This is a genomic window from Nocardia sp. NPDC056100, from assembly GCF_042266325.1.
In the GTDB taxonomy this organism is placed as follows: domain Bacteria; phylum Actinomycetota; class Actinomycetes; order Mycobacteriales; family Mycobacteriaceae; genus Nocardia.
This window is the reverse complement of sequence record NZ_JBHJVY010000001.1, coordinates 1,869,076-1,890,087: the sequence shown is the minus strand read 5'-3', so window position 1 is coordinate 1,890,087 and position 21,012 is coordinate 1,869,076. Positions and strand designations below refer to the sequence as shown.

The window sequence follows — 21,012 nt, the reverse complement described above, 5'->3', positions numbered from 1 at the left end:
GGGTGGCGCGAGCCGGGGACGACTTACCTGACAGAATGGACGCGCCTCACCGCATGTCATGCGGGGGGAGTCGCGAGAACGGGAGTTTCGATTGAGCACGACGTCTGACACGACGGTTCTGGTCACGGTCACCGGACCCGACAAGCCGGGCGTGACGTCGGTATTGCTCGCGGCGCTGTCCAATAATGCCGTCAGCCTGCTCGATGTCGAGCAGGTCGTGATCCGGGGGCGGCTGACGCTGGGTGTGCTGGTGTCCTGTCCGTGCGATCCGGAGGGTTTGCAGGATCAGCTCGAGGACGCGATGGCCAGCGTCGGCATGAACGTGGATGTGGAGATCGGGGCGGATTCGGTCGCGGGTGCGCGACTGTCGACCCACGCCGTGGTGGTGCTGGGCAGTCCGGTCACCGCGCGCGCGTTCAGCGCGATCTCGCGCAAGCTCGCCGAACAGGGCGCGAATATCGATTCCATTCGCGGTATCGCCGACTATCCGGTGACGGGCCTCGAGCTCATGGTCACCGTGCCGCCCGCGGCGGGGGCCGAGACCACGCTGCGCACCATGCTGGCCGTGGTGGCCGCCAAGGAGAGCGTCGATATCGCGGTCGAGCGGGCCGGACTGGCGCGCCGGTCCAAGCGGCTCATCGTGTTCGACGTGGACTCGACCCTGATCCAGGGCGAGGTCATCGAAATGCTGGCCGCGCACGCCGGTGTCGAGGATGAGGTGCGCGCCGTCACCGAGGCCGCCATGCGCGGTGAGATCGATTTCGCGGAATCGCTGCGCCAGCGCGTGGCCACCCTCGCGGGGCTGGACGCGTCGGTCATCGACGAGGTCGCCGATCAGATCGAGCTGACCCCGGGCGCGCGCACCACCATTCGCACCTTGCGCCGCATCGGTTTCCGCTGCGGTGTGGTGTCCGGCGGTTTCCGTCAGGTCATCGAACCGCTCGCGCACGAGCTGGAATTGGACTTCGTCCAGGCCAACACCCTGGAGATCGTGGACGGCAAGCTCACCGGCCGAGTGGTCGGCGAGATCGTGGACCGGGCCGCGAAAGCGGTCATGCTGCGCCGCTTCGCCGCCGAATCGGGTGTGGCGATGGAGCAGACCGTCGCGGTCGGCGACGGCGCGAACGATATCGACATGCTCAATGCCGCGGGTCTGGGCATCGCCTTCAATGCCAAGCCCGCGCTGCGCGAGGTCGCCGATACCGCGCTCTCGCATCCGTTCCTGGACGCGGTGCTGTTCATCCTCGGCGTCACCCGCGCCGAACTCGAGGCCGCCGACGCCCAGGACGGCGGTATCCGCCGGGTGCCGCTGCCCCGCTAGACACCAAAACGTGTTGGGCCGCCTGCACGATCGGCGGCCCTCCCGTCGGTAGCGTGATCGCAATGCTTCGATCACGACGATGGGAGGCTGTCCGTGCGGATGCGCATACCACTGGCGGTAGTGATGCTCGGGCTGGCTCTGGCCGGATGCGGTGGTAACGACAACCCGAATGAAGTGCGGCCCACCACAACCACTTCCGCCGCCCATCACGTGCCAGATCCGGTCGTCGCCGCCAAGGATCAGGACGGTAAGGACATCCCCCTGACGGTGGGTCAGGGCCTGACCGTGAAGCTGGCCGCCAACCCCACCACCGGATACCTGTGGCAGCCGGCCGAACTGGACCAGAACATCGTCAAGCAGGACGGTGGTATGGAGTACGAACAGGATCCGAGCCCCAACGGCATGGTCGGCGTCGGCGGCACCGCGATCTTCCGGTTCACCGCGCAAGCTCCCGGCGCGACCCGGCTGGTGCTCGAATACCGGCGGCCGTGGGAGCAGGGCATCGATCCGGCCGAACGTTTCACCCTGAATCTGAAGGTTACGTAATCGGGGCTGGGTCAGGGCTTTTCGAAAAGTGATTACCCTGGCTCAGAGTTGTCGTGTGATGAGGAGTGTGATGCCGGTGTCCAGTGTCGAATCCACCATCGATGCCGGGTTCGTGGCCCGGCACGCCGAACTGGCACAGGGCTACGGCGGTGGCGGCGATCCCGAGGACCCGGCGCTGGTGCAGGCCATGCAGATGGTGCTGCACATTCCGAAGATCGATCCGCCCCGGCGCAGCGCACTGCTCGCGGCGGCCGCCACGGCGGTGGTGGCGCTATGCCTGGACGAGCGGGTCGGCGACGGCGGTGAATGGGAGGAGCGCTATCTCACCTGGAAGCGCTCCCGAATTCGCAAGGTGGCCAGGCGGGCTCGCGGCGCGCAGTGGCTGGCCGCGCAGGAGGTGCCGGGGGTGACCGTCGAATTCGAGGGCGCGCAGGCGCGGGCGCTGGTTCCCGGTGCGGTCGGAGAAATCGACCCGCGGATCAAACGCCTTCAGATCGGCGGCACCGAATTGGAAGTGGATGAACCGATCTCGATCGATCCCGGGTATCCCACGCTATGGGTCGACGCGAAATTGGGTATGACAGTGGGTAAGGCCGCCGCGCAGGTAGGGCACGCGAGCATGCTGCTGGCCGGGTTCATGCCGGTAGGGCAGGCGCATGCCTGGGCCACACGCGGTTTCCGATGCACTGTGACCGACGCAGACCCCGAGCACTGGGCACGGTTGCTGCGGCGAGTGGCCGAGGGTACCGCGATCGCGGTGCGCGACGCCGGATTCACCGAGGTGGCCCCCGGCTCGATCACCGTGATCGCGGTACCGCCTAACTGAATAAGGCGAATGCCCGAAAGTGTCCACGCCGCGAACCGTTCGGTCCGCACACTGGCCTATGTGCGCTGGGGTATCGACTTCACCGAGCTGCAGGAGAAGGATCGGTGCACGAGTTTCCGCAGGAGGAAACACGATATGACGACACTGCTGATTGTTCTCATTGTCTGGGTTGTGCTCTCGATCCCGGTGGCACTGCTCCTGGCCCGCATGTTCCGCTCCACGGGCGAGGACGCGCGCGGTCGTGGCCAGACCCATAACCGGCACCGCCAGGGTCATGCGCGCAGCCCCGAGGAACCGGAGCTATCCCGCGGATCGAGCTCCGGATACGGTGCGGGAGAAGGTGACACGCATCGAGTTTTCCCACCACGTTGACGAGCGTCCAGGGCGGTGGGCCAAGATGGACCCCGTGCCGCAACCGGATCCCGATCTGCTCATCGACTTCAACGATGTCACCGTCCGACGTTCGGGCCATACGCTCGTCGGACCGGTCACCTGGCAGGTGGAACTCGACGAACGCTGGGTAGTGCTGGGCCCCAACGGCGCCGGCAAGACATCACTGCTGCGCATGGCCGCCGCCGAGATGTTCCCCACGTCGGGTGCCGCCAATCTGCTGGGGGAGACCCTCGGCAAAGTGGATATGAACGAACTACGACCGCGCATCGGCCTGTCCTCGGCCGCGATCGCCGGGCGCATTCCGGTCGATGAGAAGGTGTCCGATCTGGTGGTGTCCGCCGGATACGCGGTCCTGGGCCGCTGGCGGGAGCGCTATGACGACATCGACACCGATCGCGCCGTCGACATTCTGGAAAGCCTGGGCGCGGAACATCTTTCCGATCGTGCCTACGGGACGCTGTCCGAGGGTGAGCGCAAACGGGTGCTGATCGCCCGCGCGCTCATGACCGATCCGGAACTGCTGCTGCTCGATGAGCCCGCCGCCGGGCTGGATCTGGGCGGGCGTGAGGAATTGGTGGAGCGGCTCGGCGATCTGGCGGCCGATCCGGACGCGCCCGCGACGGTGCTGGTCACCCATCACGTGGAGGAGATTCCGCCCGGGTTCACGCACGGCCTGCTGCTCAATGAGGGCAGTGTGGTGGCGCAGGGGCTGCTCACCGATGTGCTCACCGCCGAGAATCTGAGCGAGGCGTTCCGGCAGTCGATCGCGCTGGACAAGATCGACGGCCGCTATTTCGCGCGCCGCGCACAGCGTTTCGGGCGGCACCGCAACCGCTGAGTCCGGCACCGCAACCGCTGAATCCGGTACCGCAACCGCTGGATCCGGTTCGCGCTTGTCCGGCGCGCTGCCATTGCATCGGTTGCCGACAGCGGGCAAACTGTCGGCAATATCTCCAGTTTCAGCGTTGAACTGGTCTGTCGATGCAATCGCCGACGCATCGCCACTCTGTGGCGAATGTTCGGCGCGGGCGGAGGGAGCAGGGGTGGGTCGCACACTCGGGATCGTGGCGCTCATGGCGGTAGCGCTGGCGGCGGCGGCCTGTGCCGCGGATCCCGCACCGCCGCACAAACTCTCACCCTCGGAATCGGCGGAGGGCTTGGCGCCCGCCGCGATTCCCGCCGAATTGGTCGGCAAGACCGTACAACTCACCTATGACAGCGGGTCCGGCGGCACCGCGACCTTCGGCGGCGACGGGCGCACGCTCACCTATGTGGCCGCCGATACCGGGCGCAAGACCACCTCGCCGGTGGCGGTGGCCGCCGTGGAACCCGGCATCTTCCTGGTCACCTGGACCGATGACGCCAGCGCCGCGGTGATCAGCCAGGTGCAGGACTTCCGCACCGGCAAGGTGCGCGGCACCTGGTCCCGCCAGGACGGCGCGACCGCACCGGTCGCCATCGAAACCCGCAGCGGCTCGGTGCACCTGATCGATTGAGTCACTCCCGATCGCAGCGGCACAGCGCCCGGATGACGATGCGCGCGGCATTGGACGGGGTGCGATTGGCATCGTGCGCGACCGCGAGATGCCAGGGAATGGGCGTGCCCGCGCGTTCGGACCAGACGATGGAATCGGTGGTCGCGGCGGTCGAGCGCGGTATCAGCAGGACGCCGAAATCCTTGGCGGCCAATTCCATCGCGAATACCTGATCGGCCACTTCGATCACGCTGTCGCGTTCGGGGAACAATGCGTCGGCCACGCCGCGAATACCCCAGCCGGGCGCGAAATCGATGAATCGGATACCCGCCAGATCCGCCGCGTCGAAGGGGCGGCCCGCCAGCGGATGGCCGGGCGCGGTGCCCAGCACAATGGTCTCCGAGCTGATCGGATACATCGTCAGCCCCTCGATCTCCTCGGTCATCCCGGCGACCAGCGCGATCTCCAGACTGCCGTCGCGCAATCCGGCGATATTGCCGCGCACTCCCGAAATATTCTGCCGCATTTGCAAAGTCACCTCCGGATAGCGCACGCGCAGTTCCGAGATGATGTTCGCGTAATCGAGGGTGTGGATATTCATGAAATTGCCGATCACCACCTCACCCCGCACCTGACCCCGGGCCCGGTCGATGCCGTCGGCGATATCGTGCCTGGCCCGCAACATGATTCGGGCCGGTGCCACGGCCTCGCGCCCGGCGTCGGTGAGTCGCAGCCCGTGCGGGGTGCGATCGAACAGCCGCGCCCCGAGTTCGCGCTCGAGTTTGGCGACGCTGGTCGACACCGCCGACTGCACCAGATTCAGGGTGCGCGCGGCGGCGGTGAACGACCCTTCCTGCTCGCAGGCGAGGAAACATTCGATCTGCCGGATCTCCACCGCGCCAGTCTATCGATTCCGTAGATGGCTCCATCAAAACTCATCGCTTCCATTGATGCGCCTCAGATCGGACCATGAATACGTGACCATTTCGCCCGCTCGTCCTGACGCCCCGGACGCCGTGTCCTCGCCGCTGACTCGCCTGACCGTGCTGGTGTTCGCGGTCACGGCGGGTTCGTCCGCCGCCTGCCTCTACTACCTGCAACCGCTGCTGCACCAGGTGGCGAGCGATCTGCGCGTCTCGTCGGTGGCGGCGGCCCTGCTGGTCAGCGCGGCGCAGGTGGGCTACCTGAGCGGTGTCGCACTACTGGTGCCGCTCGGGGATTTCCTGGAGCGGCGGCGCATGGTGCCGGGACTGCTCGCTGTTTCGGTTGTGGCGCTGGGCCTTTCCGCCGCCGCGCCGAATCTGCCGCTACTGCTGCTCGGCGTGTTCGCCACCGGTGTCACGGCGTCGGCGGCACAGGTGGTGGTGCCGTGGTCCTCGGCGCTGGCAGATCCGCATAAGCGCGGCGAGATCGTCGGTACGGTCATGAGCGGGTTGCTGCTGGGAATCCTGTTGTCGCGGGTCATCTCCGGAGCCATCGCCGAATTCGCGGGCTGGCGCGGGGTGCTGCTGGTGGCCGCCGCGATCCAGCTGATCATGTCGATCAGCGTGTACCTGCTGGTGCCCGCGACCGGGCGGGCGGCAACCGAGGAGAGCTATCCCGAGGTGCTCGCCTCGGTGCTGGGCCTGATTCGCGAACACGCGGTGCTGCGACAGCGCATGGCGCTGGGATTCCTTGCCATGGCCTGCTTTTCGGGCATGTGGACCGGTTTGGCGTTCCTGCTCGCGGGTTCCGGGTCCAGTTCGTACCACTATTCGGAATTCGTCATCGGCCTGTTCGGGCTGGCCGGTGTGGCCGGTGCGCTGGGCGCGCCGATCGTGGGACGCCTGGCCGATCAGGGCCGGTTGCGCATGGTGACCACGCTGGTGTGGGTGACCGTGCTGATCGGATGGGGGCTGCTGGCCTGGGGCGGGATCAATGTGTGGGTGCTGATCATCGCCCTGCTGGTGTTCGATTTCGGCGTGCAGGGCATCCAATTGTCCAATCAGAGCGCCATTTACGCGCTCGATCCGGCCGCGCGCAGTCGGCTCACGACCGCGTACATGGTCACCTACTTCCTGGGCGGCGTGGCCGGTTCGGTGACGGCGGGTTCCGCGTACCAGGCCGGGGGATGGGGTCTGATCTGCGGAATCGGTATCGGTGCGACGGTGCTGGCGCTCGCGCTCTGGGGGATGTTCGCCAGGCGCCCTAGCAACCGTTAGGGTGCGAAAGGTGAGTGAGACTGTTCCCGCCGTCGCGCCCGTCAAGGACGCCTCCACGGTGATGCTGGTGCGCGATGGCGCGCGCGGACCCGAGGTTTTCCTGCAGCGGCGCGTCGTCGGCATGGCCTTCGCCGCCGGTATGACGGTGTTCCCGGGTGGCGGCGTGGACCGCTCAGACGCCGCGGTGACCCTGGAATGGGCCGGGCCGGACGCGGATTGGTGGGCCGAGCGCTTCGGCACCGATGCCGGGCGCGCGCAGACCCTGGTGTGCGCGGCGGTGCGCGAGACCTTCGAGGAATGCGGTGTGCTGCTCGCGGGGCCGACCGCCGATACGGTCGTCACCGACACCTCGGTCTACGCCGAGGCGCGCGGGCAGCTGGAGCGCCGCGAACTCTCCTTCGCCGAATTCCTGACCCGCGAGAACCTGGTGCTGCGCGCGGATCTGCTGCGGCCGTGGGACAACTGGATCACCCCCGTGGTGGAACCGCGCCGCTATGACACCCGCTTCTTCGTGGCCGTGCTGCCCGAGGGACAGCTCGCCGACGGTGCCACCACCGAGGCCGATGTGGTCACCTGGTGCACCCCCGACGAGGGCATCGACCGCTGGAAGCAGGGCCTGGACGTGCTGCTGCCGCCGACCTGGACCCAACTGGTGGCGTTGCGCGAATTCGATTCCACCGCCGCCATTCTGGCGGCGGTCCGGACCATCGATCCGATCATGCCGATCTATGACCCCGAGGCGAAGCTCGCATTGGCGTTCCCGCACGCGGACCGCTACTTCGCCGATCTCCCGGAGAACGCCCGCCTGCGTGGTTCGCAGCGCCCGGAGTGAGAGCGCGTCCGGTTTCACCCGTGGCGCGCGGCGACCGGTGTCGGACCGGGCGGTTGGACGGAAGTAGGGTGACCGCTGTGGCCGAATTCGTGACCGTGGACCGGGGTGTGGCGGAGGGCATTGCCGTGCTCCGCATCGCGCGCCCGCCGATGAATCTGATCGATCTGCAAGTGGCCCTCGAGGTCGCGGCCGCTGCCGACGAGATCGCCGCGGACGCGAGCGTCTCCGCGGTCGTCGTGTACGGCGATGAGCGGGTGTTCTCCGCGGGCGATGAGATGGCCGAACTGGCCGGATTCACACCCGAGCAGGCCGAGGCCGTGGTCAAGGATTTCCAGGCGGCGCTGAGCTGCCTGGCCCGGCTGCCGCAGCCGACGGTCGCGGCCATCAGCGGTTATGCGCTCGGCGCTGGACTGGAACTGGCGCTGGGCGCGGATCGCCGCATTATCGGTGACAACGTGAAACTGGGCCTGCCGCAGATCAAGGCGGGCCTGATCCCGGTCGCGGGCATCCGCCGCCTGAGCCTGCTCATCGGCCCGTCGCAGGCCAAGGATCTGGTCTACAGCGGCCGCTTCGTCGATGCGAAGGAAGCCGCGAAGATCGGCCTGGTCGACGAGGTCGTGGCCCCCGATGACGTCTTCACCGCGGCCCTGCGCTGGGCGCGGCAATTCACCGGCGGTCCGGCCCTCGCCTTGGCTGCCGCGAAGCGGGTCTTCGAGGCGGGTACGCACGGGCATGATCGCGCGCGCACCGAGTGGACCGCGCTGTTCGGCACCGAAGATCAGCAGGTTGGAACGCGTTCTTATTTGGCCGATGGTCCAGGTGCGGCCTCGTTCACAGGCCGTTAGCCGGGCCGATAACCGGCCCCACCGGGGTATTCATTAGGCTGCCCTGTTATGACCGTTCGTCCTGAAGACCCCGCGCCGAACCCGCACGCCACCGAGGCGGAGGTCCAGGCCGCGTATTCCGACAACAAGCTCGCGCAGGTGCTCTACCACGATTGGGAAGCGGAGACCTACGACGACAAATGGTCCATCTCCTATGACGAGCGCTGTATCGAATACGCGCGCGGCCGCTTCGACGCGGTCGTGCCGGATGCCCCGCTGCCGTACGAGCGGGCTCTCGAACTCGGTTGCGGCACCGGCTTCTTCCTGTTGAACCTGATGCAGGGCGGTGTCGCCAAGCGCGGTTCGGTCACCGACCTGTCCCCGGGCATGGTCAAGGTCGCCACCCGCAATGGCCAGAACCTGGGCCTGGACGTGGACGGCCGGGTCGCCGACGCCGAAACCATCCCGTACGAGGACGACACCTTCGATCTGGTGTGCGGACACGCTGTGCTGCACCACATTCCGGATGTGGAGCTGGCGCTCAAGGAGTGCCTGCGCGTACTCAAGCCGGGCGGGCGTTTCGTCTTCGCCGGTGAGCCGACCACCATCGGCAATATCTACGCGCGCCGCCTGGGCCAGGCCACCTGGAAGGTGACCACCGAGATCACCAAGCTGCCGTTCCTCAAGGACTGGCGTCGCCCGCAGGAGGAGCTCGACGAGTCCTCGCGCGCGGCCGCCCTCGAGGCCGTCGTCGATCTGCACACCTTCGATCCGTCGGATCTCGAGGCCATGGCGCGCAGCGCCGGCGCCGTCGAGGTGCAGGCCAAGACCGAAGAGTTCGCCGCCGCCCTGTGGGGCTGGCCGGTGCGCACCTTCGAGGCGGCGGTGCCCGCCGAGAAGCTCACCATCGGCTACCGCATGGCGCAGTACCGCGCCTGGCTCGGCTTCAGCTGGCTGGACGAGAAGGTCATGCGCCATATCGTGCCCCGCCAGTTCTTCTACAACGCCATGATCACCGGCGTGAAGCCCGGCGTCTCGGCCAAGTAGGACCGAAACCCGGTGGGCTACGCCTTCTCTCGTGATGACGTCGCCCACCTGGGCAGCGCGGCCGGTGCGGCCGCGCTGGCCGAGGTCGGCGCGTTCGCGCTGACCCCGGCCTCGCTGCTGCGGGATCTGGAACAGATCCGCCGCGCGCACGGTGACCGCGCGGCCGCCCTGGTGGAGACCGTCCGCCTGCGCCGCCGCGCCACCGCCAAACTCTCCGATGCGGGGGAATGGCTGTTCACCGATGACGCTCTCCAGCAGGCCACGCCGACGGCCGTGGCCCGGCATCGCGCCGAACGCCTGAAGGGCCGCAGCGTCCACGACGTGACCTGTTCCATCGGAGCCGAACTCGCCGAATTGGCGCGGGTCTGCCCGGCGGTCATCGGCAGCGATCTCGATGACGTCCGGCTGTCCATTGCCGCGCACAATCTCTCGAATGCCCGGAATGTATTGCTGGCCAAGGCCGATGCGCTGCGGCCGTGCAGTACCGCCGAGGTGGTGATCGCGGATCCGGCCCGCCGCGCGGACGGCCGCCGCACCCACGATCCGGCGAAACTGCAACCGCCGCTGCCGGATCTCCTGGCGGCGTACGCGGGCCGGGATCTGGCCGTGAAGTGCGCTCCCGGACTGGATTTCGACACCCTCGCCTGGGCGGGGGAGATCGAGGTCGCGTCCCTGGACGGTGCGGTGCGCGAAGCCTGTCTGTGGTCACCGGGACTGGCGGAGGCGGGCGTAACCCGCCGCGCCACAGTGCTTTCCAGCTCGCGCCCGCCGGAGATCCTGACCGATGCCGAACCGGACGATATCCCCGAGCGCGAGCCCGGCGCATGGATCATCGATCCGGACGGTGCGGTCATCCGGGCCGGACTGGTGCGGCACTACGCCGCCAAACACGGTCTGTGGCAACTCGATCCGCGTATCGCCTACCTCACCGGCGATACCGTTCCCGAGGGGATGCGCGGCTTCCGCATCCTCGACCGCATGGAGTTCCGGGAGAAGCCCTTGCGCGCCGAACTGCACCGGCGGGACTGCGGCCCACTGGAAATCCTCACCCGCGGTGTCGATCTCGATCCGGACGCGCTGCGAGCCAAGCTCAAACCCCGTGGGAAACAACCGCACTCACTGGTTATTACCCGGATAGGCAAGACCGCCACCGTCTTTCTCTGCGACACTCCGTAGCCGGTACAGCAGGTAGATCACGCCACCGCAGCCGATCGCGATGCCCAGGGCGGCATAGGCGGGCACCGGATCGTGCGGCGCGGGGGCGACCCGATACCACCCGGGGGAGTAGCTGACCCGGCCGAACAGGCGACCGCGCAGGGCCACCGCGGCGGACGGCACGAACAGCGCCCCGATGGCCACCACCATGCTGGTCGCCAGGGCCGGGAGCGCGGCCGCCACGCTGTAACCGCCGACCAGGCCGATGCACACCACCCCGAGCACCGAACTCACCTGCCCCGGCGTGGTGACCAGCGCGAGAATCATGGCGACCAGCGCCATCGCGAACGACAGCGAGATCGCCACCGGCGGCAGCGGCCAGCGCCGCGCCGCGGCCAGCCCCAGCCCCACCGCCAGGATGACCAGCGCATCGGCCCACCACGGGCGCGGTACGGTCACCGTCGCACTCGCGGCGGCGGCGAACGCCACCAGCAACAGCACCGGGATACCGTCGCGCCCGGGCAGCATGAACGCCGAGATCGCGCTGCCCGTGATGACCACCAGCACCGCGATCACCACGACCGCCGGATGCGCACCGCTGTGCGAGAGCCATTTCGAGGTCATCGCCACACTGAAGATCACGATCGCGCCGGAGACGACGGTCGCGAGCGATACCCGCTCATCGGGCGGGGCCACCGGAAATCCGATCGCGCGAATGAGCAGTCCGAGCCCGATCAACACCAGCGCCAGCACGATCAGCCAGACCGGTGGCGCGTCACCGAGTACGCGCTCGATCGGATTGAGGTCGCCGCCGGCCGCGGGCCGCTGCACGATATTGCCGAGCGCGGCCGAGCTGATGACGCCGAAAAGGTAGACGCTCGTGGCCTTTCGGCTCGTCCACACCACCGGTGCGAGACTGCCGACGATCACTCCCGCCCACAGCGAATCGATGAAATTGAACGTGGTCAGCGAATCGATGTCGACCCACGGCAATCCGGCGTGATTGGCCAGAATGCCGAGCAGCCCCAGGGTGGTGGCGAACCAGGCCGCGCGGGCGCTGCCGATGCCGACCACCAGCGCCGCCGCGAGCACCGCGACCATGGCACCGGATTCCATCGCGCGCGGCACGCTGCGAATCATGAGATCGACCTTGTAGGGCGGTAATCCGTACCAGCCGTAGCTGACCGGCATCATGATCGCCAGACCCGCCGTGGCCGTCGCCGTGTACACCGCCGAGACGCGAACCAGCATGTTCCAGCGGATCTCTATGCCCCAGAGGGTGCTCCGGCGATTCATCCGCATCCCTTCGATCGGCGATCCATCAGCTGATCCACGCGCCGAGCATCAGGAAGGCCGCGATGAGCACGGCCAGGATCGCCAGCAGCGGGGCGATGAACCGCAGATAGGTGTCGTAGCCGACCTTCGCCAGCGCGAGACCGCCCATGATGACCGCGCTGGTCGGAATCCACAGGTTCATGAAGCCGTTCGAGGCCGCCCACGCCGTGACCACCAATGACGTTGGCACACCGGCGAATCCGGCCAGCGGCGCGAGCACCGGCATGGCCAGGGTGGCGTGCCCGGAGGTGCTGGGGATCAGGAAGGCCAGCGGCAGGTTCACCACCCACACCAGTTCGGCGAACAGTGCCGAGGAGGTGCCGGTGACCGCGTTCTGCACCGCGTGCAGCACGGTATCGGTGATCTTGGAATTGTTCATGATCACCGCGACGCCGCGGGCCAGCGCCACCACCAGCGCGGGCGCGATGAAATCGCCCGCGCCCTGGGTCAGCAGCGAGGTGAGTTTCTTCTCCCCGAGCCGGGCGATCACCCCGACAAGCACCGCCGCGGCGATGAACAGCGCCGACAGCTGCGGGAAGGACCAGCCCAGTTCCCAGCGGTACGGTTCGGCCTTCGGATCACCGGAGATGGCGCTGGACCACGGGATCACCGAGAAGATCATCAGCGCGAAACTCAGTGCGAGCACGGCCAATACCGCGCGCTGGGTGCCGGTCAGCGGCGGTACCTCGCCGGGTGCGCCGCCGGATCGATCCCCGGGCAGGAAACCCACCAGCGATGTCGCCGGATCGCGCCGCACCCTGTGCCCGTAGCGCAGCACATAGCCGATGGTGACCGAGGTGAGCACCACCAGCATGGCCGTGCGCAGCACGATGCCGTCGCCGATGGACACCCCCGCCGCGGCCGAGGCGACACCGGTGGCGAACGGGTTCACCGTCGAACACAGCGCTCCCACACCGGAACTCAGCAGGATCGCCGAACTGGCGACGAGCCGGTCATAGCCCAGCGCGAGCATGAGCGGCACGATCAGCCCGTAGAAACCGAGCGTCTCCTCGGCCCAGCCCTCCACCGAACCGAGCAGGGCGAACAGCGCCATGATTCCGGCGACCAGCAGCCAGCCGCGATTGCGCAGCCGATGCGCCAGCAGCGCGATACCCGTATCGAGGGCCCCGGTGGCGAAGACGACGGTGATGAACGCGCCGATGGCCAGGACGAACAGGAACACCCCGACGCTGCCGTAGATCGCGCCGACCGCCGAAGGGGAGACCTGCCCGGTCTGCGGATCCTGCACGCCGTAGAGGCCGTTGACCGGGGCCATGAAGAAATCGGAGATCCGTGCCATGAGGTCCTGCGGCGCGGGGACGCGGTGATAGGTGTCGCGCAGCGGATTGCCCGCCGCGTCCCGGTCGTAGACGCCGCTCGGAATGATGAACGACAGCGACCACACCACCAGCAGCACCGCGGCGAGCACCGTTATGGCGCTGGGGAATTCGAATTTCCGGCGGTGCCTGCCACCGGCATCGGGCACGGCGTCCGGGTCCGATGCCGGATCGGCGGCGGACTCGGCGTCCGGATTCGGTGAGCCGGAGGTCATGTCGATCACCCTCCCAGCCCCCGGTCCGAACCCCTCGGAGCGACGCGCAGCTACTTCTGCGCGACCCGCTGTGGGCGGGGAACAAGGTGCTCCAATTGAGGTGGTTTAGGCTTCAGGCAACGCAGTGGCAAACCTGTCCGGATCATGGATCGCTCTCGCCTTCGGGAGCGGCACACCCGAAGGGACCTGCTGGATGACCCAGTCCGAAACGATCGCCGCTCACCCTGTCCGAGTGATCAGGCATCTGTGGATACCGATGCGCGACGGTGTGCGCCTGGCGGCGCGGGTATGGCTGCCCGCCGATGTCGATACGGCGCAACCGGCGATCCTGGAGTACATCCCCTATCGCAAGAACGACGGCACCGCCGCCCGGGATATCACCCTGCATGCCGCGTTCGCGCGCGCCGGATATGCCGCCGTGCGCGTGGACAGCCGGGGCAGCGGCGATTCCGAGGGCATCATGCTCGACGAGTACCACGCCGTCGAACTCGACGACGGCGTGCAGGTACTGGCCTGGCTCGCCCAACAGCCCTGGTGCGACGGCAATCTCGCGATGATCGGCAAATCCTGGGGCGGCTTCAACGGTCTGCAGATCGCCGCCCTGGATCCGCCGGAACTGAAGGCGATCGTCACCGTCTGCTCGACCGATGACCGCTACGCCGATGACGTGCACTACAGCGGCGGTTCGCTACTCGCCTCGGAAATGCTGCCCTGGGCCGCCACCATGCTCTGCTACAACGCCCGGCCCCAGGACCCGGCCGTCTACGGAAACGATTGGCGCGCGGCCTGGTTCGACCGCATGGAACGCACCCCCGCCTATATCGGAGCCTGGCTCGAACACCAGCGCCGCGACGCGTTCTGGAAACACGGCTCGGTCATCGAGAATCCGAGCGCCATTCGCGCCGCCGTGCTCACGGTGGGCGGCTGGTCCGATCCCTACCGCGGCGCGGTGCTGCGCCTGCTCGCCGAACTCGACGCTCCCGCAAAGGGTTTGATCGGCCCCTGGGCGCACACCTACCCCCACCAGGCTGCCCCCGGTCCCGCCATGGATTTCATCGGTGAATGCCTCCGCTGGTTCGACCACCACCTGCGCGGCATCGACAACGGCGCGAACACCCTCCCCGCCCTGCGCGCCTGGATGCCCGATCCGGCCCCCTTCGGCAGCGATATCGAAGAACGCCCCGGCCGCTGGATCACCGAACCATCGTGGCCCGCACCCGATATCAAGCCCCGAACCTGCGCGCTCACCGGCAGCGCGCTCACCCTGGGCGCGGCCACCGCAGCCAATTCGAACCGTGGATCGGGGACTACTCCCGCGGCTGGCTCGAATGGCGGATCGGGTAGCACTCCCGCTGTCGGTTCGAATAGTAGATCGGGTAGTGCTCCCGCTGTCGGTTCGAATGACGGATCGGGCAGTAGGACCGTCGGCGGGTCGAATGGCGCACGCGCACAACTGGTTTCCGCTCGCACCGTCGGAGCTGCGGCGGGGAGTGTGCTTCAGTACGGCGATCTGGCGGGCCGCCCCGAAGATCAGGCCGGTGACAATGGCCGCTCGCACACCTTCACCTCCGCGCCGCTGGCCGAGCGGCTCGAGATCCTCGGCCTACCCGAGGTGGAGTTGACCGTCTCGGCGGATCGACCGTGTGCCCAGCTGGCCGTGCGCCTGTGCGAGGTCACCGCCGACGAGTCCGCGCGCCTGGTCACCACCGGCGTTCTCAATCTCACCCATCGCGAATCGCATGAATTCCCAGCGCCTTTGATCCCGGGCGAGGACTACCGCGTCCGCGTGCCGCTGGTCGCCACCGGTCACGCCTTCGGGCCGGGCAGCCGTATCCAACTCGCCATCTCCGCGTCCTATTGGCCCTGGCTCTGGCCCTCACCCGAACCCGTCACCGTCGCACTGGCTCTGGATGACGCGATCCTGCGCCTACCCGTACGCACCCCGGCTCCTGATCGCGACGGCGACCCCGAACCGCCACCCCGCCCCGATCCGCCCAGCCCGCTGGACTCGGTCGAGGTCCCCGCGACGAAATCCGTACACTGGGACGCGATCTCGCACACCCAAACCGTCGAGATCACCTACTCCGACGGCACCACCGTGGACCGCACCGACGGCCTCACCCGCACCGAAACCGAACTCAACCGCTTCACCCTCACCGAAGGCGACCCGCTCTCGGCCCGCGTCGAATGCGAACGCACCGACGCCATCGGCCGCGCCGACTGGGATACCGAGATCCGCACCCGCAGCGTAATGACCTGCACCGCAACCGATTACCTGGTAACCAACCAGCTCATCGCCCTCGAACACGGCGAACAGGTCTACACCCGCACCTGGACCACCACGGTCCCGCGCGATCTCACCTGATCGGCCATCAGATGCCGTCGATGGCGGCGACGGTGAAGGGTGCGGGGGTGCCCGCGCCCATGGGTCCGCCGCGATCGAATTGGGAGATCACCACCAGGGCGCGGTCTCCGGCGTGCGCGATGGTGGTCGGAATGGCAAGGGCCGCATCGGTAATGCGCTGCTGCTGGGTGGCGGTCGCGCCGTTATCGCTGATCTGCCAGCGGCTTACGGTGTTGTCCTTGTTCTGTACGACCCAGAGGGTGTCGCCGCGCATTTCGAGACCGTCGCCGTTGATCATGCTGCCGCCGTGCTGAGCCACCTCGGTGACGGAGCGGTCGGCGTCGAGGGCGACCCGGTAGAGCTTGCCGGTGCCCATATCGACGACCAGCAGGTAGTGCCCCGCCGGATCGGAGACGATGCCGTTCAGGAGCATGGGGGATTGCGCCGCCGGATCTTTCGCGGAGCCGAGATCGGCGAACGGGCGCAGTTCGCCCTTACCGCCGTGTGCCATGGCGTCGGTGAGTTCGGCGGCGGTGATGCGGTAGACGATCGGGGCGACACTGTCGGTGAGGTAGACGCTGCCTTCCGGGGTGATGGTGAGATCGTTCACGAAGGGCTGGCCCGCGGGGAGTTCGAAACTCGCCAGCCGGGCGCGAGTTCCGGTGTCATACACCGTGACTCCGCGGGTGTGGTCGATGACCCATAGTCGCCCGGCGGTATCGACCCGCAACCCGTTGGCGGTCTGACGGCCGTCCGTGCCCGCGGGCAGAAAGATCTCGGCCTTCGAATTCTCCTTGTGCGCAAGGTAGATCGCGCCATTGGTGAACGATCCGACATACACATCCCCATTGCGTGCGTCCACCGCGATCCCTTCGGGATACGCCTCGGCATCGGGCAGTTCGTACGCGGTGCTGATGCGCGGCGCGGCGGCGGGCGCTGCCGCTTCCTGCCCGTTGGTGCAGGCGGCCAGCACCAGCAGTAGTGCGGTGGCGGGCACGGCGACGCGGAGTCGGGTCACGCGGGACATGGTTCGGCCTTCCGGTACGGATCGATAGAGATAACACCGTAGTTCGGACACGAACATAGATTAGAGTTCTAATGATCGTCAAGATTCGAACAACCAATAGAGTCGACTACCATGCGTGGGGTGACGTCGATGCCTATCTCCGAGCGCCTGGGCTCGTACATCAAACGCGCCGAACAGGCCCTGCAGGCCGCGAAGTTGCCCGCGCTGAAACCGGCGGGCGTCACCGTCCCGCAGTACGCGGCCCTATTCGTGCTGAGCGAGAGCCCTGGAATTTCGGCGGCCGCACTGGCCCGCCAATGCGGTGTCACCCCGCCGACCATGAATACGGTGCTGGCCAATCTCCAGGACCGCGGCTTCATCGAGCGCACTCCGCACGAATGGCATAGGAACGTGCTGGAAACCCGCCTCACCGATGCGGGCGCGAAAGTACTGCGCGATGCGGATAAACGCGCGGTGCGGGTGGAGCGCGCCCTCGCCGACGAATTCACCCCCGCCGAACGGGAGACGCTGTCCGCATTGCTCGAGCGCGCCGCCGTTCGGCTGGACTCGATTCGTCCGGAATAGCCTCGGGTTACTGCTTACCGGGCTTGAACACGAACAGTTCGCCGATGCGGGTCGCCACCACGATTTCGCCGTTCGCGCCGATGGTGGTGCCGACGGTGGTGCCTTCCGCGCCGGGCAGTTCATGCGAGTCGACGGTCGCGCCGGAGTGCGTATCGAAGGTGACCAGGGTGAGGTTGTCGCCGATCGGGGCGACGGTGTAGCCGGTGCCGCCCGCGGTTTGCACGGGACGGCCGCGCAGGGCGAGATCCTTGCGCTCCCAGACGATTTCGGGGGCGTCACCCTTGTCTCGCAGTGCCATGAGATGGCCGTCGTCCCCGGCGGGGATGAGCAGGCCGTCGGCGACCGAGACCGAGCCGCGGATCGGGAAGCCGAGTTCCTGAACCCATTTGGTCTTGCCGTTGGAGGCGTCCACGGCCATCAGGTGATTGTCGTTGTCGCCGACGTAGAGGGTGGAACCGTCACCGGACAGGGTGGGGCTGGTGGCGCTGCCGCCCGCGAGCATGGTGGCGGTCCAATCCTTGCGGATCTCCCTACCGTCATAGGTCAGCGCCACCAGATCGGCGCTGCCCTGACCCGGTCGCCACACCGTGGCGTAGAACCGGCCCGACTTCTCGTCCACCGCCGACACATTCGCGACCGGGCACTGCGGTCCACCGGTCGAGCAATCGTCCAAACCGGTGAAATCCGGCGGACGCGGCAGATCCGGGAACTTCAGATAGTCCGGATCACCGAGCAGCTGGAAGGTGGAGACCTCGCGATTACCGGTCTGGCGGCTGAGTACATCCACCTGACCCAGCTGGGTCACGGTCAGCACCTTGCTGTCCCCCGTGAACTGCACCGAGATCGGCACGCCCGCCTGCGGTGTGCGCCAGCGCGGCTGGCCCAGCGCGTTCAGCGAGGTCACTCCGCCGTCATCGCCGACGTAGATATTGGTGGTGCCGTCCACGGCCATACCGCCCGCAATGGCGCTGATGCCCATGGGATTACAGAACCGCTTGCGCCCGGTCGGCATGAGGAACGAGAAGATGGCGCAGGACGGCGTGCGCGTGGTGACCACGATCTGACCCTCCGGCCCGACCAGCGCGGGCGCGGCCAGCGGCCCGCCCACCGGACGTGACCAGCTCAAAGTCAGCGCGCGCGATCCGGTGACCGGACTGGTCGCGCTATTGCGGGCATCGTGGAAGGCCAGCGGCCAGCCCTTACCCGCACCGACCTTGATGTCGTCGACAGTGGTACTGCCGCAGGCGCTCAGCGCCAGCACACCGACGGCCGCCAGCGCGAGCGCCCGCGTGCCGGATCGTAGCCAGGCCGGCGCGAGACGATCCGATGTGCGCGAGCCCTGTTCGTCACGTCCGGTCTGCCGCCTGCCGCTTCGCACCTGCTGGTGTCCCTTCTGCCAGTACGGAGTCACTGAAATGCCGTGGGGGCTGACGCAGCACGGTGGTCGGGCTGATGCAGCCGCAGCACAGCCTACTTCGCCGTTTTCCGCCCGGGCCGATACCCCGTGCGGAGCGTCCGAACGCGTGGCACCCGGCGGGTCCCATACCGCGCTAGCGCGGTTCGGTCCCGGTGATCCGGGAGGCGTACACCGCGAGCCGCACCCGATTGTCGCGCCCGGTCTTCTCCATCAGATTGGCGATATGGGTTTTCACGGTGGTGACGCCCAGGTGCAGGCGATCCGCGATCTCCTGATTTCCGAAGCCCTCGCCGACCAGCGCCAGCACCTCGCGTTCGCGCGGTGTCAGATCCGGTGCGGCGGTATCGGATTCGGTGGCCTCATCGCGGGTGGTGACGACGCGATCGACCAGGCGGCGCAGCAGGGGAGGGGAGAACAGCATGTCGCCCTCGGCGGTGCGGCGGATGGCCGCGAGCAGATCCGCGGGCTCGGTGTCCTTGACCAGATAACCCGTCGCGCCCGCCGCGAGCGCGGGGAAGAGATGATCATCGTCATCGAAGGTGGTGAGCACCAGGATCTTCGCGCGCGCACCACCGCGCACGATCGATTCGGTGGCGGCGACACCGTCCAGACCGGGCATGCGCAGATCCATGAGAATCAGATCCGGGGTGAGTTCGGCCGCGAGCCGAATGGCCTCCACACCATTGGCGGCCTCACCGACCACCCGGAGATCCTCGGTGGATTCGATGAGCATGCGCAGCCCGGCCCGAACGAGCCGTTGATCATCCACCAGCAGTACCGAGATCACGCGACACCCTCCCCGGTCATGGTCGGCAACCACGCCTGAACAATCCATTCCGAGCCGCTCGACCCGGCGGTCACCTGCCCGCCCGCGAGTTCGACCCGCTCCCGCATTCCGATAATGCCGTGCGCGCCCGGCGGATTCGCGGCGTCACCGCGCCGGGCCGCGACCGTACCGCTGCGCACCCGCACCGAGATGCCCGCATCCGCCGCGTCGATGGTGAGCCGCACCGGCACCGCCCGGTCGGCGTGCTTCATCACATTGGTGAGCGATTCCTGCACCAGGCGCAGCAGGGTCAGGCGGCCGATGGCGTCCAATCCGTCGGTGCCCGTGCGGATTTCGGCGTCGACGGGGAAACCGGCGGCGCGCACGCGATCGGCGGCCGCCTCGATCTCGGTGCGCAGCGCGGCCGAATCCACCAGTGCCACTTCACCGAGCGCGGGATCGCGCAGCGCCGTGAGCAGGCGGCGGATATCGGTGAGGGCATCGGAGGCGGTGCCGTGCACATCGTCCAGCACCGCGTGCACGCGCGGATCGGCATCGGCGACCACATGCCGGGCGACGCCGATGCGCAGCACGATCGAGGCCATGTGATGGGCGACCAGATCGTGCAGTTCGCGGGCCAGCGCACCGCGTTCCACGAGCCGGGTGCGCTGTTCGGCTTCGGCACGGCGGTTTTCGGCATCGGCGGCGCGCAGGCGCAGGCTCACCGCGAGTTCGCGCTGCCCGCGCAGATACAGCCCGAGCAGCACCGCGAGTCCGACATACGCGCACACCTCGAGTACCGGGGTCGCCCGCGACACCGTCTGATCGTGATAGCCGCTGCGGCCCAGCAGGACCGCGATCGCCCAGGCCGCCGTCGCCAGCACCACGATCGAATTGCGGTGCGAGCGCCGGATCACATCGACCAGGGCGACCGCGCCGAGGAACGGGACCAGCCCGGACAGACCCCACGCCGGAATCCGGAACATCGGGATCGCGAGCGCCGAGATGAGCAGCGACGCCGTCAGCGGCCAGCGCGCACCGAGCACGAACAGCACGCTGGCCGCCATGGCGAGCAGCCAGTAAACACCTGGCACTCGGTACTGGCCGGGGAAGGTGCTCGCCGCCAGCAACAGTGGGACCAGCAGCACCGGCAGGCCGCGCACGATGGCCGCGACGCGCTGCCGATCCGGGGTCTCTATCACGCTCCCACCGTAGGCGACGGGGCCAGCGAAGCGTGCGCCGACCGGGCCGGGCGCCGCGGCATCGATGCTGGTTAGCACGATTCCCGCATCCCCACAAGGTCCGCCGGGAGGAGTGCGGGCGGTCGATCTCGGACCCCGCGCAGGATCGAAGGCAATCGCCTGGCAATCGAAGCTGGAGGAGTCGT

20 protein-coding genes are annotated in these 21,012 nt (G+C 67.8%); 13 read left to right on the top strand and 7 right to left on the bottom strand.

The window, feature by feature from the left end; all coding sequences use genetic code 11:
* Positions 1-58: 58 nt before the first annotated feature.
* The 6 genes from serB to ACFC0O_RS08750 all read left to right on the top strand — a co-directional run bounded on the left by serB (position 59) and on the right by ACFC0O_RS08750 (position 4,582).
* Positions 59-1,321, top strand: a complete 1,263-nt coding sequence (gene serB, locus ACFC0O_RS08775; protein WP_375955035.1) for a phosphoserine phosphatase SerB — start codon at positions 59-61, stop codon at positions 1,319-1,321.
* A 99-nt stretch (positions 1,322-1,420) separates the two neighbouring features.
* Positions 1,421-1,867, top strand: coding sequence for a protease inhibitor I42 family protein (locus ACFC0O_RS08770; RefSeq protein WP_375956047.1), 447 nt, complete (start codon positions 1,421-1,423; stop codon positions 1,865-1,867).
* A 70-nt stretch (positions 1,868-1,937) separates the two neighbouring features.
* A complete protein-coding gene (locus ACFC0O_RS08765; RefSeq protein WP_364629974.1) occupies positions 1,938-2,693 on the top strand; it encodes a peptidyl-tRNA hydrolase in 756 nt (251 codons plus the stop codon).
* A gap of 9 nt (positions 2,694-2,702) precedes the next feature.
* Positions 2,703-3,065 (top strand): hypothetical protein, encoded by a 363-nt coding sequence (locus ACFC0O_RS08760; RefSeq protein WP_375955033.1) that lies wholly within the window; start codon positions 2,703-2,705, stop codon positions 3,063-3,065.
* Positions 3,066-3,090: 25 nt separating this feature from the next.
* Complete coding sequence (locus tag ACFC0O_RS08755; protein ID WP_364629979.1) at positions 3,091-3,924, top strand: ABC transporter ATP-binding protein; 834 nt, start codon at positions 3,091-3,093, stop codon at positions 3,922-3,924.
* Between the two features lie 205 nt (positions 3,925-4,129).
* A complete protein-coding gene (locus ACFC0O_RS08750; protein WP_375955031.1) occupies positions 4,130-4,582 on the top strand; it encodes a MoaF N-terminal domain-containing protein in 453 nt (150 codons plus the stop codon).
* Between the two features lies 1 nt (position 4,583).
* Here ACFC0O_RS08750 and ACFC0O_RS08745 read toward each other — a convergent pair whose 3' ends face one another.
* A complete protein-coding gene (locus ACFC0O_RS08745; protein ID WP_375955029.1) occupies positions 4,584-5,456 on the bottom strand; it encodes a LysR family transcriptional regulator in 873 nt (290 codons plus the stop codon).
* Positions 5,457-5,538: 82 nt separating this feature from the next.
* On the opposite strand from ACFC0O_RS08745, the gene ACFC0O_RS08740 reads away from it, so the two are divergent.
* The 5 genes from ACFC0O_RS08740 (at position 5,539) to ACFC0O_RS08720 (ending at position 10,641) form a co-directional block, all read left to right on the top strand.
* Positions 5,539-6,762: an MFS transporter gene (locus ACFC0O_RS08740; RefSeq protein ID WP_375955027.1), complete on the top strand. Its 1,224-nt coding sequence runs from the start codon at positions 5,539-5,541 to the stop codon at positions 6,760-6,762.
* Between the two features lie 10 nt (positions 6,763-6,772).
* On the top strand, positions 6,773-7,594 hold the full coding sequence (locus tag ACFC0O_RS08735; protein ID WP_375955025.1) for an NUDIX hydrolase: 822 nt from the start codon (positions 6,773-6,775) through the stop codon (positions 7,592-7,594).
* Positions 7,595-7,671: 77 nt separating this feature from the next.
* Positions 7,672-8,439: an enoyl-CoA hydratase-related protein gene (locus tag ACFC0O_RS08730; RefSeq protein ID WP_375955023.1), complete on the top strand. Its 768-nt coding sequence runs from the start codon at positions 7,672-7,674 to the stop codon at positions 8,437-8,439.
* Between the two features lie 48 nt (positions 8,440-8,487).
* Positions 8,488-9,465 carry a class I SAM-dependent methyltransferase gene (locus ACFC0O_RS08725; RefSeq protein ID WP_364629992.1) on the top strand — a complete coding sequence of 326 codons (978 nt, stop codon included), beginning with the start codon at positions 8,488-8,490 and terminating at the stop codon, positions 9,463-9,465.
* A gap of 12 nt (positions 9,466-9,477) precedes the next feature.
* Entirely contained in the window at positions 9,478-10,641 is a 1,164-nt protein-coding gene (locus ACFC0O_RS08720) for a class I SAM-dependent methyltransferase (protein ID WP_375955021.1), read from the top strand.
* Here the strand turns inward: ACFC0O_RS08720 and ACFC0O_RS08715 are convergent.
* Positions 10,582-11,916, bottom strand: coding sequence for a hypothetical protein (locus ACFC0O_RS08715; protein WP_375955019.1), 1,335 nt, complete (start codon positions 11,914-11,916; stop codon positions 10,582-10,584). The genes ACFC0O_RS08720 and ACFC0O_RS08715 overlap by 60 nt on opposite strands.
* 25 nt (positions 11,917-11,941) lie before the next feature.
* On the bottom strand, positions 11,942-13,507 hold the full coding sequence (locus ACFC0O_RS08710) for a YfcC family protein (RefSeq protein ID WP_375955017.1): 1,566 nt from the start codon (positions 13,505-13,507) through the stop codon (positions 11,942-11,944).
* A 232-nt stretch (positions 13,508-13,739) separates the two neighbouring features.
* On the opposite strand from ACFC0O_RS08710, the gene ACFC0O_RS08705 reads away from it, so the two are divergent.
* A complete protein-coding gene (locus tag ACFC0O_RS08705; protein WP_375955016.1) occupies positions 13,740-15,872 on the top strand; it encodes a CocE/NonD family hydrolase in 2,133 nt (710 codons plus the stop codon).
* 7 nt (positions 15,873-15,879) lie between these two features.
* Here ACFC0O_RS08705 and ACFC0O_RS08700 read toward each other — a convergent pair whose 3' ends face one another.
* Positions 15,880-16,878, bottom strand: coding sequence for an SMP-30/gluconolactonase/LRE family protein (locus ACFC0O_RS08700; RefSeq protein WP_375955014.1), 999 nt, complete (start codon positions 16,876-16,878; stop codon positions 15,880-15,882).
* 111 nt (positions 16,879-16,989) lie between these two features.
* On the opposite strand from ACFC0O_RS08700, the gene ACFC0O_RS08695 reads away from it, so the two are divergent.
* On the top strand, positions 16,990-17,442 hold the full coding sequence (locus ACFC0O_RS08695; RefSeq protein ID WP_375955012.1) for a MarR family winged helix-turn-helix transcriptional regulator: 453 nt from the start codon (positions 16,990-16,992) through the stop codon (positions 17,440-17,442).
* 7 nt (positions 17,443-17,449) lie between these two features.
* On the opposite strand, the gene ACFC0O_RS08690 is transcribed toward ACFC0O_RS08695, so the two are convergent.
* The 3 genes from ACFC0O_RS08690 to ACFC0O_RS08680 all read right to left on the bottom strand — a co-directional run bounded on the left by ACFC0O_RS08690 (position 17,450) and on the right by ACFC0O_RS08680 (position 20,827).
* Positions 17,450-18,820, bottom strand: coding sequence for a PQQ-binding-like beta-propeller repeat protein (locus tag ACFC0O_RS08690; protein ID WP_375955010.1), 1,371 nt, complete (start codon positions 18,818-18,820; stop codon positions 17,450-17,452).
* 172 nt (positions 18,821-18,992) lie between these two features.
* The gene (locus ACFC0O_RS08685) at positions 18,993-19,646 is read right to left on the bottom strand and encodes a response regulator (protein ID WP_375955008.1); all 654 of its coding nucleotides are present in this window, start codon (positions 19,644-19,646) and stop codon (positions 18,993-18,995) included.
* A complete protein-coding gene (locus ACFC0O_RS08680) occupies positions 19,643-20,827 on the bottom strand; it encodes a sensor histidine kinase (protein WP_375955006.1) in 1,185 nt (394 codons plus the stop codon). The genes ACFC0O_RS08685 and ACFC0O_RS08680 overlap by 4 nt, the downstream gene beginning before the upstream one ends.
* Between the last annotated feature and the right edge of the window lie 185 nt (positions 20,828-21,012).

Bases quoted from the DNA above. Each gene is read 5' to 3' on its own strand.
- ACFC0O_RS08770 (WP_375956047.1), top strand. From the start codon at position 1,421: ATGCGCATACCACTGGCGGTAGTGATGCTCGGGCTGGCTCTGGCCGGA.
- ACFC0O_RS08755 (WP_364629979.1), top strand. From the start codon at position 3,091: ATGGACCCCGTGCCGCAACCGGATCCCGATCTGCTCATCGACTTCAAC.
- ACFC0O_RS08715 (WP_375955019.1), bottom strand. From the start codon at position 11,916: ATGAATCGCCGGAGCACCCTCTGGGGCATAGAGATCCGCTGGAACATG.
- serB (WP_375955035.1), top strand. From the start codon at position 59: ATGCGGGGGGAGTCGCGAGAACGGGAGTTTCGATTGAGCACGACGTCT.
- ACFC0O_RS08700 (WP_375955014.1), bottom strand. From the start codon at position 16,878: ATGTCCCGCGTGACCCGACTCCGCGTCGCCGTGCCCGCCACCGCACTA.
- ACFC0O_RS08695 (WP_375955012.1), top strand. From the start codon at position 16,990: ATGCGTGGGGTGACGTCGATGCCTATCTCCGAGCGCCTGGGCTCGTAC.
- ACFC0O_RS08760 (WP_375955033.1), top strand. From the start codon at position 2,703: ATGCCCGAAAGTGTCCACGCCGCGAACCGTTCGGTCCGCACACTGGCC.
- ACFC0O_RS08765 (WP_364629974.1), top strand. From the start codon at position 1,938: ATGCCGGTGTCCAGTGTCGAATCCACCATCGATGCCGGGTTCGTGGCC.
- ACFC0O_RS08725 (WP_364629992.1), top strand. From the start codon at position 8,488: ATGACCGTTCGTCCTGAAGACCCCGCGCCGAACCCGCACGCCACCGAG.
- ACFC0O_RS08710 (WP_375955017.1), bottom strand. From the start codon at position 13,507: ATGACCTCCGGCTCACCGAATCCGGACGCCGAGTCCGCCGCCGATCCG.